At 44.8% G+C, this 16964-nt stretch carries 16 protein-coding genes; 12 read left to right on the top strand and 4 right to left on the bottom strand.

Features of this window, described 5'->3' with window-relative positions; translation table 11 throughout:
* Positions 1–62: 62 nt before the first annotated feature.
* Complete coding sequence (locus NH568_RS05140) at positions 63–584, bottom strand: TetR/AcrR family transcriptional regulator (RefSeq protein ID WP_253045117.1); 522 nt, start codon at positions 582–584, stop codon at positions 63–65.
* A gap of 195 nt (positions 585–779) precedes the next feature.
* Here NH568_RS05140 and NH568_RS05135 point away from each other — a divergent pair, with 195 nt between their 5' ends.
* The 5 genes from NH568_RS05135 (at position 780) to NH568_RS05115 (ending at position 6530) form a co-directional block, all read left to right on the top strand.
* On the top strand, positions 780–989 hold the full coding sequence (locus tag NH568_RS05135) for a hypothetical protein (protein ID WP_253045112.1): 210 nt from the start codon (positions 780–782) through the stop codon (positions 987–989).
* Between the two features lie 122 nt (positions 990–1111).
* A complete protein-coding gene (purE, locus tag NH568_RS05130) occupies positions 1112–1594 on the top strand; it encodes a 5-(carboxyamino)imidazole ribonucleotide mutase (RefSeq protein WP_138545515.1) in 483 nt (160 codons plus the stop codon).
* 2 nt (positions 1595–1596) lie between these two features.
* Positions 1597–2745: a 5-(carboxyamino)imidazole ribonucleotide synthase gene (locus NH568_RS05125; protein WP_253045110.1), complete on the top strand. Its 1149-nt coding sequence runs from the start codon at positions 1597–1599 to the stop codon at positions 2743–2745.
* A 63-nt stretch (positions 2746–2808) separates the two neighbouring features.
* Entirely contained in the window at positions 2809–3750 is a 942-nt protein-coding gene (locus tag NH568_RS05120; RefSeq protein ID WP_253045106.1) for a putative sulfate exporter family transporter, read from the top strand.
* A gap of 305 nt (positions 3751–4055) precedes the next feature.
* Positions 4056–6530: a prolyl oligopeptidase family serine peptidase gene (locus NH568_RS05115; RefSeq protein ID WP_253045103.1), complete on the top strand. Its 2475-nt coding sequence runs from the start codon at positions 4056–4058 to the stop codon at positions 6528–6530.
* Positions 6531–6572: 42 nt separating this feature from the next.
* Here the strand turns inward: NH568_RS05115 and rrtA are convergent, their stop codons facing one another.
* Positions 6573–7145 (bottom strand): rhombosortase, encoded by a 573-nt coding sequence (gene rrtA / locus NH568_RS05110; RefSeq protein WP_253045100.1) that lies wholly within the window; start codon positions 7143–7145, stop codon positions 6573–6575.
* Positions 7146–7227: 82 nt separating this feature from the next.
* Here rrtA and ggt point away from each other — a divergent pair, with 82 nt between their 5' ends.
* The 7 genes from ggt (at position 7228) to NH568_RS05075 (ending at position 14554) form a co-directional block, all read left to right on the top strand.
* The gene (gene ggt, locus NH568_RS05105) at positions 7228–8991 is read left to right on the top strand and encodes a gamma-glutamyltransferase (protein ID WP_253045098.1); all 1764 of its coding nucleotides are present in this window, start codon (positions 7228–7230) and stop codon (positions 8989–8991) included.
* A gap of 173 nt (positions 8992–9164) precedes the next feature.
* The gene (locus NH568_RS05100; RefSeq protein WP_253045095.1) at positions 9165–10859 is read left to right on the top strand and encodes an NAD-dependent malic enzyme; all 1695 of its coding nucleotides are present in this window, start codon (positions 9165–9167) and stop codon (positions 10857–10859) included.
* 317 nt (positions 10860–11176) lie between these two features.
* The gene (locus NH568_RS05095) at positions 11177–11992 is read left to right on the top strand and encodes an ABC transporter substrate-binding protein (protein WP_253045093.1); all 816 of its coding nucleotides are present in this window, start codon (positions 11177–11179) and stop codon (positions 11990–11992) included.
* A gap of 91 nt (positions 11993–12083) precedes the next feature.
* Positions 12084–12782: an SIMPL domain-containing protein gene (locus NH568_RS05090; protein WP_253045092.1), complete on the top strand. Its 699-nt coding sequence runs from the start codon at positions 12084–12086 to the stop codon at positions 12780–12782.
* Between the two features lie 48 nt (positions 12783–12830).
* A complete protein-coding gene (locus NH568_RS05085) occupies positions 12831–13205 on the top strand; it encodes an MAPEG family protein (protein ID WP_253045091.1) in 375 nt (124 codons plus the stop codon).
* Positions 13205–13843 carry a sulfotransferase gene (locus NH568_RS05080; protein WP_253045090.1) on the top strand — a complete coding sequence of 213 codons (639 nt, stop codon included), beginning with the start codon at positions 13205–13207 and terminating at the stop codon, positions 13841–13843. The genes NH568_RS05085 and NH568_RS05080 overlap by 1 nt, the downstream gene beginning before the upstream one ends.
* A 138-nt stretch (positions 13844–13981) precedes the next feature.
* Positions 13982–14554: a tRNA-(ms[2]io[6]A)-hydroxylase gene (locus NH568_RS05075; RefSeq protein WP_253045089.1), complete on the top strand. Its 573-nt coding sequence runs from the start codon at positions 13982–13984 to the stop codon at positions 14552–14554.
* Positions 14555–14670: 116 nt separating this feature from the next.
* Here NH568_RS05075 and NH568_RS05070 read toward each other — a convergent pair whose 3' ends face one another.
* Together NH568_RS05070 and NH568_RS05065 are read right to left on the bottom strand one after the other, a co-directional pair.
* The gene (locus NH568_RS05070) at positions 14671–15453 is read right to left on the bottom strand and encodes a PhzF family phenazine biosynthesis protein (protein WP_253045088.1); all 783 of its coding nucleotides are present in this window, start codon (positions 15451–15453) and stop codon (positions 14671–14673) included.
* A gap of 106 nt (positions 15454–15559) precedes the next feature.
* Complete coding sequence (locus tag NH568_RS05065) at positions 15560–16465, bottom strand: transporter substrate-binding domain-containing protein (RefSeq protein ID WP_253045087.1); 906 nt, start codon at positions 16463–16465, stop codon at positions 15560–15562.
* Positions 16466–16964: the final 499 nt, after the last annotated feature.

Below are 16964 nucleotides of genomic sequence, written 5' to 3'. Positions count from 1 at the left end.
AAAGGCAGAGTTCTTAACTCTGTCTTTTAAAGACTCAGTTAAGAACACATCGTACCTATGTTTTAATACAATAATGTCAGCTTATTAGTAAGAACTCGCAGCATCGATTCTTCGCAAGAAGAGGGATCTGATAACCCCTGTATTAGGGTCATGAAATAACAATCCATCATCACTGTTGCTTTCGTTTCATTGTATTCCTGTTCGGCAAAAAGCAGCTGTTTGAATGCATCAAGTTGTGTAGCAAAGTGGGGCTGATGCCAAAGCAAATCTCCCAGCAAAGCCTTGCTAAATTCTCTGTGTTGCAAATAAAAAGCAAATAAATGACTGGCGTAGTGTCTGAGCTTAAGCCTTGCGGAATGATGCTGATCTGTATGTTGAGCCAAAGTTATCACGCTGTCGATTTGCTGGTGCATGGCCGTTTTTAAAATGTCTATTTTGTTAGGGAAGTGACTAAATACAGTTCCCGTAGCAACACCTGCGGCAGTCGCTATCTGTCGGGTTGAGGTATCTTTGTAGCCTTGTGCAATAAACAGCTGCCAACTTTCGTCTAGTATCAACTGCCTTGTTTTTTCTCTTTTTTTCATCAGTGCTAAGCTAAAAACTTTTCGTCACTATACCACAAAATCAGGGCGCCTTCACACACTGCATATCGCGTCGATTCTAAGTTGCGTTGAACACAAAAAGATTGTCAGCGCCCATTGTAATCAGAATAATCATTGACAATTGAGCATGCTCAAATAAAAATATGAGCGCGCTCAATTATTGATTAAGGAGGTTTTATGTTGCAGCGGTTGATAGGTTATCTCTTATTTATTCCATTCATTGTGTTCTACAGCTATATCTTGGGCCCAGCACTCAAAGTGGCACTCGTTCCCGGCGGGTTGGCTATACTCTTTTTTATTTTAGGACCCGAGGCTTTTTTTTATCACTGGCGTAACGCCAAAAGTAGTACTGAAGCGGCAAAAGAGGAAAGCTTCCAGCCAGACTGAAAACGCAGTTGCATGGAAATGTCGATTCGCTTTGAAGCGCCACTTGGGTATAATATGCCTGAAGTTGGCGCACACCCCAAAAATATGCGCCTAAATCGTTCAATTTTAACTGAGGAATAATTATGACGGTTGGCATCATCATGGGCTCTAAGTCCGATTGGCCTACAATGCAACATGCAGCGGAAATGTTGGATAAATTCGGTATTGATTACGAGACCAAAGTTGTTTCGGCACACCGTACTCCTCATTTGTTGGCAGAATATGCTTCCTCAGCGGCAGAACGTGGCATTAAGGTCATTATTGCCGGTGCTGGCGGTGCAGCCCATTTGCCAGGTATGGCCGCAGCATTTACCAGTCTGCCGGTATTAGGTGTGCCTGTTAAATCCAAAACTCTCAATGGCGTAGATTCTTTATTGTCTATCTGTCAGATGCCTAAAGGGGTTGCCGTAGGTACTCTTGCTATTGGTGATGCAGGGGCGGCCAATGCTGGTTTGCTTGCTGCACAAATTCTCGGCTGTCAGCAGCCAGAAATCTTCGAGAAAGTAGAAGCGTTCCGTAAGGCACAAACCGACACCGTTCTGGCAAACCCTAACCCAGCAGAGTAGTAATGAAAGTATTAGTATTAGGCGCAGGCCAGTTAGCTCGTATGATGAGCTTGTCTGCGACGCACTTAGATATTCAGGTTTCAGCCTACGACGTGGCGACCCAGCAAGTCATAAATCCAGTAACATTCGAAGCACATAGTGCCACTCTGGAGCAAGCCATTGCAGATGTAGACGCTATTACTGCAGAGTTTGAACATATCCCTGCAGATATACTGTCAGTATGCCAAAAAACAGGTAGGTTTTACCCCGGTGCTGAAGCCATACTGACAGGCGGAGATCGTGCCAAAGAAAAGGCACTATTGGAAAAAGCGAAAGTGGCCTGTGCTCCCTATGCATTGATCACTGAAAAAGCCCATTTCCTGGCGTCTATCGAAAAACTAGGCAAACCACTTGTCGTTAAAACCTGTCAGGCAGGATATGACGGTAAGGGTCAATGGCGTGTCAAGCACGATGACGAAGTAGAAGCGATTTGGCAAGAAATGTCTGAGTTTCTTGATGCAGGAACTGACACCGCACCACATGCGATTATTGCCGAGAAAATGATCCCATTTGACCGCGAAGTATCGATAATTGGTGTCAGGGACCACAATGGTCAATGCCGTATTTACCCTTTGACAGAGAATCAGCATACCAACGGCGTACTGACGTTATCTGTTGCAGGCAAAGAAAAATCTGCAATCCAGTCACAGGCAGAAAGCGCTTTTTCGGCCATAGCCGATGAGCTCAATTATGTTGGCGTGTTGGCGATAGAGTTTTTTGATGTCAACGGCACTTTGCTGGTTAACGAAATTGCGCCGCGTGTGCACAATTCTGGCCACTGGACTCAGCAAGGCAGCCACGTCAGTCAGTTTGAAAACCATATGCGCGCAGTGACCGGCTTACCCACGGGTGATACTAGCTTGCTAAGACCAACTGCCATGATTAACGTGCTAGGTCAGGATGGTATACCGACAGAAGTGTTAAGCGTAACTGGCGTTACCAGTCACTGGTATGGTAAAACCGCAAAGCCTGGCAGAAAGATGGGACACATTAACGTCTCTGCCAATAGTCTGCACGAATTGGGCGAGCGGCTGGCAGAGCTTGCTGAGTTACTCCCCGAAGCTGATTATCCCGGCATTGCTCAGACAAGTCATGCCCTGATCCTCAATTAGGGCTATCATCACGCCGGGTTTACCCGGCGTTTTTTTGCCTGATGACTGCAGGGGAGCAATAACATGTTATTAGAACGACCTGGTTTACACCGAACCTTATTTCTGTTTGCTTTCTTGTTTGCGTTATCCCCTTTTGCAAGTGCCTCTTTAGCACTGTTCATTGGCCTTGGGTTTGCGCTGTTACTGGGCAACCCTTGTCCTGATTTATCCAACTCTGGCTCAAAATGGTTATTAAAGTTGGCTGTTATTGGTTTGGGGTTTAACGTTAATATTGAGGAGGTGTTGAGTGTAGGTCGCAGTTCTGTGGTATTAACTATTATCAGTATTACAGCGACGATTGGCTTGGGTGAAATACTGAGCCAGGTATTCCGGCTAAACCGTAATACGGGTACACTCATCTCATTTGGCACGGCTATCTGTGGTGGTAGCGCTATTGCCGCTATGGCGCCTGTGATCAAAGCAAAACAAGAAGAAATCGCCATTTCGTTAAGTGTAATTTTCGCCCTAAACGCACTTGGTTTACTTATCTTCCCCTGGCTTGGGCACTACTTTTCTCTGACAGAAAGTCAATTCGCATTATGGAGTGCGCTGGCGATTCATGATACCAGCAGTGTAGTGGCTGCCGCCGCAGTTTACGGCCCGGTTGCACTCACAATGGCTACAACGATTAAGCTGACCCGGGCAATGTGGATTGTTCCTTATGCTGCCATTGCCGGCGTATTTTGGCGTTCTTCCGAAAAGGCCAGTATCCCTTTATTCATTGTTGGGTTTATTGCGGCGGCTATGATAAATACCTGGTTACCTGACTACCAGCCTGTGTGGACTGTACTTTACAGCGGCGCAAAGTCAGTTTTGGTAGCGAGCTTGTTTTTAATAGGCAGTGGTGTCTCAATGACAATGTTACGCCAAAGTGGCTGGCGACCCTTTGCGATGGCTTCTTTATTGTGGTTTATCGTCAGCGGTGTGATGCTACTACTGATCCTGGATGGTTTGATCTCGTTATAAGGTAAGTAAGCCTAACGGGCTCTCTATATAGAGATCAATGCATTACAAAAAAAATAAAAAAAATGAATTTTTTTGGAACTTATTGCGCAAGCGTCGGGTCTACTTTTATGAGGCGTGGATAGGCCTCATTTCATACTCGTTGTCCATCAACGACTATGTGAGCGCAGAGAGTATTTGGCCAGTATCTTTACTGGCCTTTTTTTTGCAATAATCGTTCTATTAGGTCGTTTATCTTAAATTGTTCGAATTATCCGTATTCTTCTGCTTAAATTAGCCCACAATAACAACCTTAGACAATTCATATAATGAAACAATCTCTTACTTCTCTTGCCGTGGCATCGGCGCTGTTCCTCGCCGGATGTCAGGTCACCCAATCAAGTCAAAACAAATCGACCTCATACGAAACCCAACCCGCAAAGGTGATTACGACCAAAGCGGTAACAGGGTCTGAATCGATTACGCTAGAGCAGGCTATGGCGCATCCTGACTGGCTAGGTCGAAAACCTGAGAAAGAGTTTTGGAGTGCTGATAGTCAATCCGTTTTGTTTCAACAAAAACAAGCGGATAGTGAGCTAAGAGATACTTTCAAATATGGTCAGCACGGGCTTAGACAAATCGCGTTATCTGACAAGCATCAAATTGGTGCTGTAAACGCGGTATATTCACAAGATGGCAAACGACAAGCCTATACCTTTGCGGGCAATGTGTTTGTCAAAGACGTCGCTTCCAATTCGGTTCATCAGTTAACACGCTCCAGTCAAACGGCAAAGCAATTGCAATTTCTGACATCCGGCAATCTAGCCTACTTAGCGGGTAATACCTTTTATGAAATTGATTTGGAGTCAGGACTCACGACCGAGTTGGCTAAGCTGGTGCTTAGCGACGCTCCTGAAGGCGTTGCTGAGCCAAAAACTTATATCGCTCAGGAACAGCACAAATTAATTAACTATGTGGCCTTGCAACATAAAAATGCAAAAGACGCACAGAGCCGCCAAGAAGCGCTAGTCGGGCAAAACGCAACCCTCGACAACAACCAGTTTTACCTGGGTAAAGGCCAGCGTATTGTTGAAGCCAGTTTATCTCCGGCAGGGGATAAATTGCTCGTCGCACTTACCGAAGACGTTCCTGAGCGTAGTGAACAGGACATCATGCCTAACTATGTGTCACAGGATGGTAATATTGACCCGGTTAAAGCACGCAGCCGCGTAGCGGATAACAAACCTGTCAAGCACAGCCTTGTTTATATAGATCTCAATAGCAAGCAGCAAAGCATGCTGCCTTATGACACATTGCCAGGTTTCGATGAAGATGTATTGGCACAAGTCAGGAAAGAGAATGCGCTGGCACTTGGTCAAACGTATACCAGCAAGAAATCCCCTCGTCATATTACGCTGATGCTTGACTGGGCGTGGGATCAGTCGGCAATTCAATGGAATACACAAGGCTCTGAGGTAGCTGTCATGCTAGAGTCATGGGACAATAAAGACCGCTGGATTGCGACTGTTAACTTTAATAGCAACAAACTGGTTTCTCAGCATCGTTTGCACGATGAAGCCTGGGTAAACTACACGCACAATGATTTTGGCTGGCTTAATAATCAAGATACTCTGTATTACCTGTCTGAGGAGTCAGGCTACAGTCATTTGTATACCAAAGCGCTGAACGGCGAGGCGAAGCAACTGACTTCAGGAAAATATGAGGTATCAGAGCTTACGCCTACAAAAGATAACAAGTCCATCTACTTTAAGGCAAACATCAAGCACCCTGGTATCTATGAAATTTACCGAGTTGCGATGCAATCAGGTGAAGTTGAAACGCTGACAAACCTTGATGGTATGACAGATTATGTGTTGAGCCCTGATGAAAGCAAACTGCTACTGACGCATTCAAAAATTGTCATGCCGCCTGAATTATTTATCGCTGATGCTAAACCAGGCAGCACGCCAAAACAAATCACCCATACTGTGTCTCAGGAATTTCTGAATAAAAAACTGATAGCACCAAAAGTGGTGGCTGTTCCATCGAGCAATACCGAGCAACCGATTTATGCCAAGGTATACTATCCAGCTGACTATCAGGAAGGGGAGCAGGGAAAAACACGCAAAGCCGTGATCTTTAACCATGGCGCCGGCTACCTACAAAATTCACATATGGGCTGGTCTGTGTATTTTCGTGAATTTATGTTCCACTCTTTGCTTGCCAGCGAAGGCTACGTCGTGATGGATATGGACTACCGAGCCTCAAAAGGGTACGGTCGAGACTGGCGTACAGCTATTTACCGCCATATGGGTAAACCAGAGATAGAAGATTTGGCTGATGGCGTTAACTGGATGGTCGAAAACGTCAACGTAGACAAAAACTCTGTTGGTACCTATGGTGGCTCTTATGGTGGGTTTATGACTTTCATGGCCTTATTTACTCAGCCAGAGCTCTTCCAGGCGGGTGCTGCGCTTAGACCTGTTACTGACTGGGCCTATTATAACGACCCCTATACCTCGAATATTCTGAACCGTCCAGCGGATGATCCCATTGCGTATCGTCGTAGCTCACCAATTTACTTTGCAGAGGGATTAAATAAACCTATGTTGATCAATGCTCCTATGATTGATGACAATGTCTTTTTCCAGGACGTTGTGCGTCTGGTACAGAGATTGATTGAACTTGAGAAAGAGAACTTCGAAACGGCCATTTATCCTGTCGAGCCACACGGGTTCGTTCAGCCTTCCAGCTGGTTAGATGAATACCGTCGTATCTACAAATTGTTTAAGGAAAACCTGTAAATAAAGTACAGCGCAGATCAGAAGATCTGCGCTGTTAACAGTTCACTTTTTCTGCCACAACAGAGGTATCGCCAGTACCAGCCCACCGAGGGCACCAATTAAATGTGACTCAATGGCAACACGAGACGAAATAAGTTGACCCACATCTTCACTGGGGCCAGCGTATTGCTCCCACACCAGCTTGCCAGCAATACCGAGAAATAACAGGGTACCGGTTCTTTCTCCCACTTTTATATCCTTTACAGCTCCCCAGACTATAACGCCGTGTAGCAGGCCACTTAGTCCCGTGTAAATACGAATATCCGGGCAAAATATCCAGATCCCGACTCCGGTCCATAATCCAAGTATCAGTAGGTGAAGTGCATAAACTTTAGGAGTGCGGTACTCTGCATGGAGCACCCAGATAAACACAATGCCAACTATGTTAAGTAACCAATGCATCCAGTTGGTATGAACATACTGACTGGTCCAGATCCGCCATAGCTCGCCCTGGTCAATCAGATCTCGGTTAAAAACCAGTATTTCCCTGACTGATGGGATCATCAGTAAAGTACACAAGAACATTAAAACGAGCGGGGGAAGAAGGTAACGAGGCGCTAAAGGGAGATCAAACATAATATTTCTTAGAATTTTTTTGCATATTGTGCCTGTTTACTTTTATGATGCCAATCATCTATCAGAAGAATTTCCAGACTCTATGAAATATCGCCTATCACTTGCCGCACTGGCGCTTGGCGCCGCCATACCAATCACTTCTTTAGCCCTAGACAATAACACCAGAGAAGTCAGAGAGCCCGAAGCTGCAACCGGATTACAGTTAAAGAAAGAGAAGACGGCCAAAAAGTATATGGTCGTTGCAGCCAATGCGCATGCGAGCAAAGCCGGCCAGCTTATGTTACAACAGGGTGGCAGTGCCATTGATGCCGCCATTGCAGCGCAACTGGTGCTAACGCTTGTTGAACCCCAATCCTCGGGGATCGGGGGAGGTGCCTTTATTCTTCACTACGACAAAGAAAATGAATATCTGACTACGTTCGATGGTCGAGAAACAGCACCTAAAGCAGCAACCCCCTCATTGTTCTTGGATAAGGAAGGTAAACCCGTACGTTGGATAGAAGCGGTAGTTGGAGGACGCTCTGTAGGCACACCCGGTGTGTTACACGCAATGAAGCAAGCGCATGATAAGTATGGAAAATTGAAGTGGCGCCATCTGTTTAAGCCTGCAATAGAGCTTGCTGAAAAGGGCTTTTTGGTTTCTCCACGACTCCATATGTTGTTAGAAAAAGAGCTCAACCCGGGGTTGACCAAATTATCTCCAGCCAAAGAATATTTCTATCCCCAAGGCAAAGCGCTGGAAGCGGGTACTTTGTTAAAGAACCCAGAGCTTGCAAGACTATACCGAGAAATTGCAGAGTTTGGTTTGAAAGGGTTTTACGAGGGTAAAAATGCCGATGATATAGTGCGCGCTGTCCAAAAATCAGCGATTGCGCCAGGCGTACTGTCATTATCTGACCTTAAAAATTACCACAGTAAAGAACGTGCCCCCATTTGTACCACCTACCACAGTTACAGGGTGTGCTCAATGGCCCCACCAAGCAGTGGCGGGATTGCCGTTTTGCAGATCCTGAAACTGCTTGAGAGTAAGAAGCTTAGTCAATATAAACCAAATGACCCCGAAGCCCTTCATTTGTTTACTCAGGCCTCTCGATTGGCTTTTGCTGATCGTAACTATTATATTGCCGATCCTGACTTTGTAGAAGTACCAACACAGGGGTTGCTGAACCCCGCTTACCTGAAGCAAAGAGCGGCGCTTATCACAGATAAAGACAATAAAGATGTTCCAATTGGTGATCCTAGTATGGGCAAGCTGGCTTACGCACAGGACAACAGTTACGAGTTACCATCAACCACACACTTGTCGATAGTGGATGCACAGGGCAATGCGGTTTCTATGACGTCTTCTATTGAAATGGCCTTTGGCTCAACCGTCATGGTCAACGGGTACCTGTTAAACAATCAACTTACGGACTTCGCGTTGTCTCCAAAAATTGGAGATCTTTGGGTCGCAAACAGAGTAGAAGCCAATAAGCGTCCACGTAGCTCGATGTCGCCTGTCATGGTATTCAACAAAGATGGGTCATTAAAACTTGTAGTTGGTTCACCAGGTGGCAGTCGCATCATCAATTATGTGGCACAAACAGTGATTGGCGTACTGGATTGGGGCATGTCACCGCAGCAAGCGATTGACCTGCCAAGGGTGACAAACCGCAACCAATACACCACACTTGAAAAAGGTACCGAGGTGGCCAAGTTAAAGCCACTTTTGGAAGCAAAGGGACATACTGTCAGAGTCCGAGACCTTAATTCTGGCATTCACGCCATCGCAGTGACAGAGGATCTGTTATTAGGGGGGGCTGATCCACGTAGGGAAGGCGCGGCAATGGGAGAATCCAGCGAGTAAGTTTGGCGCTTAAGATTGATTTATCGTATAATGTACGGCTCTGTTTACGCATTGACCATGTCTGAACAGAGCCGTTTTTTATTGGTCTGACATGCTTAAAATTCATTGAATTTTAATGCATTTGCGCAATAATAATTCCTTGTACTTAATTTAACGAGTCACAGCTTGTAAATATGACTAAACAATCCGATCCCAATTATCTCTACATTCCATACTCTGGCCCAACGCTTTTAGAAACTCCGCTATTAAATAAGGGCAGTGCATTTAGTCAGCGCGAACGAGAAAACTTTAACCTGACAGGCCTCGTTCCTCCACGTTTTGAAACAATAGAAGAGCAGGTCGAACGCTGTTATCAGCAGTTCTCAAGTTTCAGCGACAACCTTAACAAGCATATTTATTTACGTGCCATACAGGATAACAACGAAACCCTGTATTATCGACTTGTACGTGATCACCTGGAAGAAATGATGCCTATCATTTACACGCCAACGGTAGGTGATGCATGCGAAAAATTTTCCGACATTTACCGCAGCTCACGTGGTCTATTCATCTCTTATGAAGAACGCCACCAAATTGACGATATTCTGCGCAACGCGACCAAAAATAAGGTTAAGGTTATCGTGGTGACAGACGGTGAGCGTATTCTGGGTCTGGGTGACCAGGGGATCGGTGGAATGGGTATCCCAATTGGTAAGCTAGCATTATACACAGTATGTGGCGGGATCAGCCCAGCATACACGCTACCTGTAATGCTCGATGTAGGCACGAACAACGATAAATTACTGAATGACCCCATGTATATGGGCGCACGCCATAAGCGTATCTCTCAGGACGAATACGACGAGTTCTTGGATCTATTTATCAAAGCCGTTAAGCGTCGCTGGCCAAACGTTTTACTCCAGTTTGAAGACTTTGCTCAACCCAATGCAATGCCTTTGTTGGGTCGCTATCGTGATGAAATTTGCTGTTTCAACGACGATATACAAGGTACAGCCTCCGTTACCGTTGGCTCTTTGTTGGCGGCATGCCGCGTAAAAGGTACAAACCTATCTGAGCAAAAGGTTGTCTTTGTTGGAGCAGGTTCTGCCGGGTGCGGCATTGCAGAGCAAATCATTGCACAAATGGTATCCGAGGGGATTTCTGACGAACAAGCTCGTAGCCAGATATTCATGGTCGATCGTTATGGCCTTCTGACTGAGGGTATGGAAGGATTACGCGATTTCCAGGCGGCATTGGTTCAATCGAAATCGGCGCTTGAAACCTGGAACTTCAGTGGTGAATTTGCTTCTTTACTTGATGTGATGCATTGCGCTCAACCAGATATCCTGATTGGCGTATCCGGTCAGCCTGGCTTATTCACTGAGCAGGTTATTAAAGCGATGCATGCCGGTTGTGAACGTCCAATTATCTTCCCACTGAGCAACCCATCGCGTCAGGTTGAAGCACATCCAAAAGATGTGATTGAGTGGACAGAAGGTCAGGCAATCGTCGCAACAGGTAGTCCGTTTGAACCTGTCGAGTTTAATGGCCAAACCTTTACGATTCCGCAATGTAACAACAGCTACATTTTCCCGGGCATTGGACTGGGTGTATTGGCTGCTAAGGCCTCACGCATCACAGAGTCTATGCTGATGATTGCCAGTGAAACGCTTGCAGAGTCTTCACCCTGGGCTAATACAGGTAAAGGCAGTCTGCTTCCTTCGTTGGTTGAAATTGAACCTTTGAGCAAACGGATCGCATTTGCTGTGGCCAAGAAAGCGATGGAAGAGGGCGTTGCGCTGGAAATGCCGGAAGACCTGATCTGGGCAGCCATTGAGAAAAATTATTGGTTACCAGAGTACCGCAACTACAAACGTTGTAGTGTGTGATTAAATTGAGGCGCGACGATCTGATTCGCGCCTTTTTTCTATGACTCAGCCCCAATAGTGATTGTGAACAGGTTCTCCATCGGTGATGAATGTCACTTGCAAAATCGTTCTTCGTGCCTGTGCAGTCAGCAACAAAGATAAAACCATCATGGCACATTCTTTCTTTTTGAGCCACACTAGTATCAGCGCTGCTCGTTCAGCGTTGGGTTTTGCATGGAGCACTGATAGAAAGTCTGTGCAGATCCGGCTTCCTTTTGCTTGTAATCAGGAACCCAGCAAAACCGGCTTTGCTTAGATGTTCAAATTAGGTGAACTGAATGCGCTGTACTATCGTAGCTGTTTTGTTGCTCGCTTCTTTTTTTGTAAGAAGTGAACCTATCTACGTAGATATTATTTCAGACTACTCTCCAGGTTCAAATAAAGCCCCCACCGATCTAGCGACCCAGCTACTCCTTAAATTAGAGCACACTCTTCAGGGAAAGTTAGTTCTTGCCTTTATGCCTGCCAGTCGCAAAAGAGAGTGGCGAGAACTCGTTCGTAATCCAAGAGCGTGCTTGTACAATAAGGTTAAGACGCCCGAGCGAGAAGCTATGGCTTTATTTACGCCTTATCCCTTGATGTCATTTCCTGCCAATCGTTTAATACTCAAAGATCAACCTAATATTCCCGATACCATTTCTCTGGGCACCGTTGTCAGAATGGGCCTGAATATTGGAGTATCGGAGGGCCGTTCTTATGGCCTGGAAATTGACAATTTTATCGCAGCAAACCAATCTGCTTTTTGGGTAGCACAAGGTAATCAAAGTGCTTATCGGCTCAGGACGATGCTGAGCCAGGGCAAGCTGGACGGGATAATTGAGTACAGCTCGGTTTTTATTACTGAACATCCTTCAGCACAGGCACTCAACAGTTATAGTTTCCATGCTATTGAAGAGGCTGGGTTGACTATTTTTGGCTACATAACGTGTGCGAAATCAAACGAAGGAAAGAGAGCAATCGAGCTATTACAGTCAGCACTTGAAAGGCCTGATTTACAGCAAGCGATACTCACCGCCCACACAGGGTTGTTCTTTGAGCAAGAGGAACCCTTTATTCTTCGCTCTTTACACAAAGCGTATAACATTCAGCATTGATTAACAAACTTGTGCTTTAATTGGCGCACCTGTTGTGGTTTTATAATTTCAACACCACGTTATCCCATTTGATTAAAGTAAGGAGGCGTTCATGCGCTCACTTTTAGCCGCCGCAATTTTTGCGATCAGTACCAGCGCACAAGCAGGTAGTTTGCCCGAAGGTCCACACCTGTATGTCAAAGGAATGTCTTCTTTGGAAGTACAGCCTGACGCAGCCATTATTCGTGTCGCGATAACTGAAAAGCACAAGTCATTACCAGATGCAAAAGCTAATGTTGATCAAATCATGGCCAAAGCGATTCAGATAGCCAGAGATTTCGATATAAAAACCAATGATATCCATGCGGATCAGCTTAATGTGCATCGCCAGACCCGTTACAATCGTGCCAACAACGAAGAAGAGTTCGACGGCTTCAGAGTCAGCCGTAGTCTTACCGTCAAACTAAAAGACCTTGCAGAATACCCAAATCTGCTACAGGCCTTTGTAGACAGTGGCATTAATCAATTTAATAACACTGAATTTGTCGTTGAAGACAAAGCCGAGTACATGAAAAAGCTTAAAAAATCAGCCATTGAGGAAGCTAAGGCGGCTGCCAGAGAGCTTGCTGATGACTTTGACGTTGAGCTTGGTCGATTATATTCCGTGTCGTTTTCACCCATGAACGTGCCTGTTCAGCCTTATGCTCGCGGCAAGATGATGGCGGCAGAGTCCATGGATGTCAGTCAGGCTTATAACACTGGAGACACAACACTCACTGCTGAAGTGTATGCGGTATATTTTATCGAGTAAACTCTCTATACTGGACCTACTTATAATACTTACAAGTAGGTCTGCGTCATGATAACAGGATTTTTTGCTGCCATATTTACTCTTTTTTATATCAAACTCAGTTTTGATATCATAGGTTTACGTCACAAACATAAAGTTGCGCTTGGTGATGGTGGAAACCCCGCCTTAGAAAGAGCGATCCGCGCCCATGGCAACTTCATGGAATACACGCCATTACTGTTAATCCTTCTATTTGCTTTGGAATTTCAAGGCGGACAGGCAATTTGGTTATATATCACGGGCAGCACCTACCTGACAGGTCGGATTTTGCACTCATTTGCGCTGAACAAGGCCAATTTAAAGCTACGCGTTTTGGGTATGGCATTTAGCTTTTTATCACTGCTGGCACTGTCGATTATTAATATTTATTGTTATTTTGTTTAATGGAAAAGATTTTTATTACCGGATTACCAAGAACCGGTACTACCAGTGTATGTGCTGCTTTTTTAGAACTAGGTTTTAAAACGGCACATACAGCTTATACCCGAGAAACATTTTTACAAGCTCAGGTCATCGCTGATACCCCTGTTTTCAATGACTACGAAACTCTGTCAGAGTTGTACCCAAACAGCCGCTTTGTCTATCTGGACAGAGCCATGTCAAGCTGGGTTCCCTCAATACGGTGCTTACTAACCCGCATGTTGCCAAGGCTGGAAACTCAACAGGGTGGATTCAATGACACATTAAAACGTTGTTACTTTGATACCTTTGAACACTTAAGCGCAGATAATATCGCAAGCGATCAATACCTGATAGATATCTACCTAAAGCATCGCAATGATTGCCTTAGCTTTTTAGAACGCAAGCAGCACACATACCTGATGTTAGACGTAGCGAAACCCGGTAGCTTGCAAACACTGACTGGTTTTCTTGGTATTCAAACTGATTTGGTGAGTTCCATGCCAAACCTTAATCAGGGAGGAAAAGTGACAGCGTGGAAGCAAATTGATCATCCACTGAAAGTAGAATCTACCAGATACGGAAAAGCAGACAAAGACAGCCTTCTTTATAGCTCATCTTAGTTCTGTATGAATAAAATGTCCGATACTAACCATGCTGGCACTAAGTAAACACAAGAATAGGGTTTACACAGCAATTTTGGATATTAGCATCGTACTTAGGTAAAATACTCAGCAAAATGACAACAGAATAAATTACCGATGTTTGAGCTAAAATTTCACACCCCCTTCGAATGGACACATAAAGTCATGGCAGAGTTTGATACCTTTTTGCAGGATCATGCTGCCGCAGAGAAAAAAGCCTCCGGCATGGCTATGTCAATGTTGAGCCACTACCCAGATCGAATCAAACTCGTTAAAGCGATGGCAGATCTCGCTATTGAAGAGATGATCCACTTCAAGCAAGTGCTTAAATTACTGACTGATCGCCAGGTGACTTTGGGCAATGACAAAGCCGATCCCTATATTAAAAAAATGCGTGCGCTATTTCGTCAGGGCTCAGATGAATTTTTAATTGATCGCTTGTTGGTAGCAGCTGTGATTGAAGCGCGAGGCCATGAGCGCTTTTCGTTGGTTGCGGAAGCCTTACCAAAAGGCAAAGAAAAAGACTTTTACGTGACTATTGCCAGGTCGGAAGAAAAACACAAAAACCTGTTTGTCGAGCTGGGCTACGAGTACTTTGACAAAGCTGTTATCGACGCACGCTTGGAAGAAATACTGATTGCAGAAGCCGAGATCTGCGAAGGTATCCCATTTACCGCCGCATTGCATTAATTGTATAAAACAAGGCAAAAAAACCTCAGGCTTTCATTATGTTAAATTAAATGCAAAGTTTAAAAGGGAGGGATAGACCTCCCTTTTTTGTTTACATGAATCGCTGTTATTAATCGTTAGATAAAAATCTGACCCCGTAAATAATCTACAGCATTACCTTCGAGTATGACTCTGCCTTCGACAAGTGTACACCGTATTGTCCCTGTTCGTTCAGATAGCTGCTGTGCTATGACTTCGTTCTTGTCTAATCGCTCACACCAATAAGGCGCCAGCTGGCAATGAGCCGATCCCGTTACGGGGTCTTCATTTACACGCAGTTTAGGGTAAAAACAGCGACTGACAAAATCAACGGAGTCTCCGGGCGCAGTAACAACAACGCCTCGTAGATCAAGCTGGGCTAGCTTCTCGAATTCAGGCACAATCGCGTTCACTTCGGACTCATTGCTAAGCACAACGATGTAATCGAAGCCAGCTAATACACATTCAAAGCTGGAAATCCCTAAACCGATCAGCAGATTTTCAGGGGTTACAGCAGGCTGCGGGAGTGTAGCGGGGAAGTCCATACTGTATCCCTGTGACCCCTTTTTTACCGAGAGTAAGCCGCTTCGCGTTTGGAATTGAATTGTCTGACCATCAAAATTCAAATTTGTGAATAAAACGTGTGCCGCAGCCAGAGTAGCATGGCCGCATAAGTCTACTTCTCCTTTTGGCGTAAACCAGCGAAGCTGAAAAGTATTTTCTGCAGGCACGAAAAACGCGGTTTCCGATAAATTATTTTCTTCCGCTATTTTTTGTAGTAAGTCGTCTGACAGCCAACTTTGCAGAGGACACACGGCGGCTGGATTACCTTCAAACACAGCAGATGCAAATGCATCAACCTGATAAATATCTAATTTCACATGATACTCCCTGTATTGATCATTTGGCTTCAACATAACACGGGAGTTTGAAATCGGCCAGAGAGCAGCAGGGGGCTTACAATTTTCTGTAAAAGTTAGATAGTCACTACTGCTTGCAACTATTGGCTGTGTTGTACTTTATCTCGTCCAGGATACCGTGTTTTTTGAATTCAGCTATAGCCTGATTCAGTTCAAACAACAGAGTTTTGCCATATTTATTATGCTTTGAGACGGCGAAGAACAGACCATTCATTTGTAAAATAGGTTCTACCATCACCAAGTTGGTGGCCATCGTCGCCAATTCAGTCTCATTATGCTGTGCAAAAGAATCTATCTCCATCTTGATAACTTCAGGATCGCCAACGATTAGGTTGACACGACCAGCCATAAGTAACCTGATATTGTGCGCATCATCAACGGCTTCCATGACATTAAATTTGCCGGCGTCCATGAGTCGGTCAAACTCGGGTGTATTCTGATAGCCACGGACAACGCCAATACGTTCATCAGCAAGTGCAGCCAGGCTGGTAAAGTGATCTGTGTTATAATCCTTGCGTTTGTATAGTGCGATCGGACCCCAGCCAAATGCCTCGGTGAGAGTGAGATGATCCAATCGACGTGTGCCAGGAAATGTATCCGAAGGCGACTCAGGTTCAATGAAATACTCTGGCACCAGCAAATCTACTTTTCCATTTTCGGCATACGCGACGGCACGTGCCCACGGATAAAAAGTCACTGTTGCACCATAGCCCTGGCTATGCAGTAAAGCGATTGTGGCCTGCATAACCCAACCTTGTTTGCATAAGCTCAAACCAATATAGGGTTGCCATTCTAAAGTGGTAACCTGAATTTGTTTGTTAGCTTGAATATTATAGCGGAAAGTGTGGTCATTGACTTTTTTACCAGACACGGTATGAGTGCCTTTATAATCACGATATGTAACACTGACTTCTTGTGTATTAGCCAGGCTCTTTAGTGGATAGAGCAATATAAAACAAAGATATAAGGACAAAGCATACGCCATTGCTAACAGACTCTCAGATTTCTTAGCATAAGCTTAGTCATTAACTTTAAACTTGTCACAGATAACATATTTAACATAACGTAAATTATAGGATGTTATGTTTAGAAGGATCTAAGGTGATACTGAATGTGCCTTTTGAGCTCTTAATGTCCTATACTAGACGGTATCGGACATTTCACTCTTGGATTTACATAGGTATATAACGTTCTAACTCACACCTTCCTTGGCTGCAAAAATACGCATAGCCCTTAGGGTGTTGAACCAGGAATAATCTTATCTGGCTTGGAAAATACCTTTTCGAGATTGGATTTTGCCGAGCCGCATACTATTGTCAGCATTTAACCAGGCAACTTAAAAAAGTTGAGCCCCTATAACGTCCTATGTCCGTTTTCATCAGTGAGTAAATGAGTAAACCACCCATTTTCCCGGATTCACCTTATTTCCTGTCATATTTTTCAGTATGGATACGTTGATTAATGTGCTAGCC

This window comes from Pseudoalteromonas sp. XMcav2-N (genome assembly GCF_024124545.1).
Lineage (GTDB): Bacteria > Pseudomonadota > Gammaproteobacteria > Enterobacterales > Alteromonadaceae > Pseudoalteromonas.
This window is presented reverse-complemented; position numbering and strand designations above follow the sequence as displayed.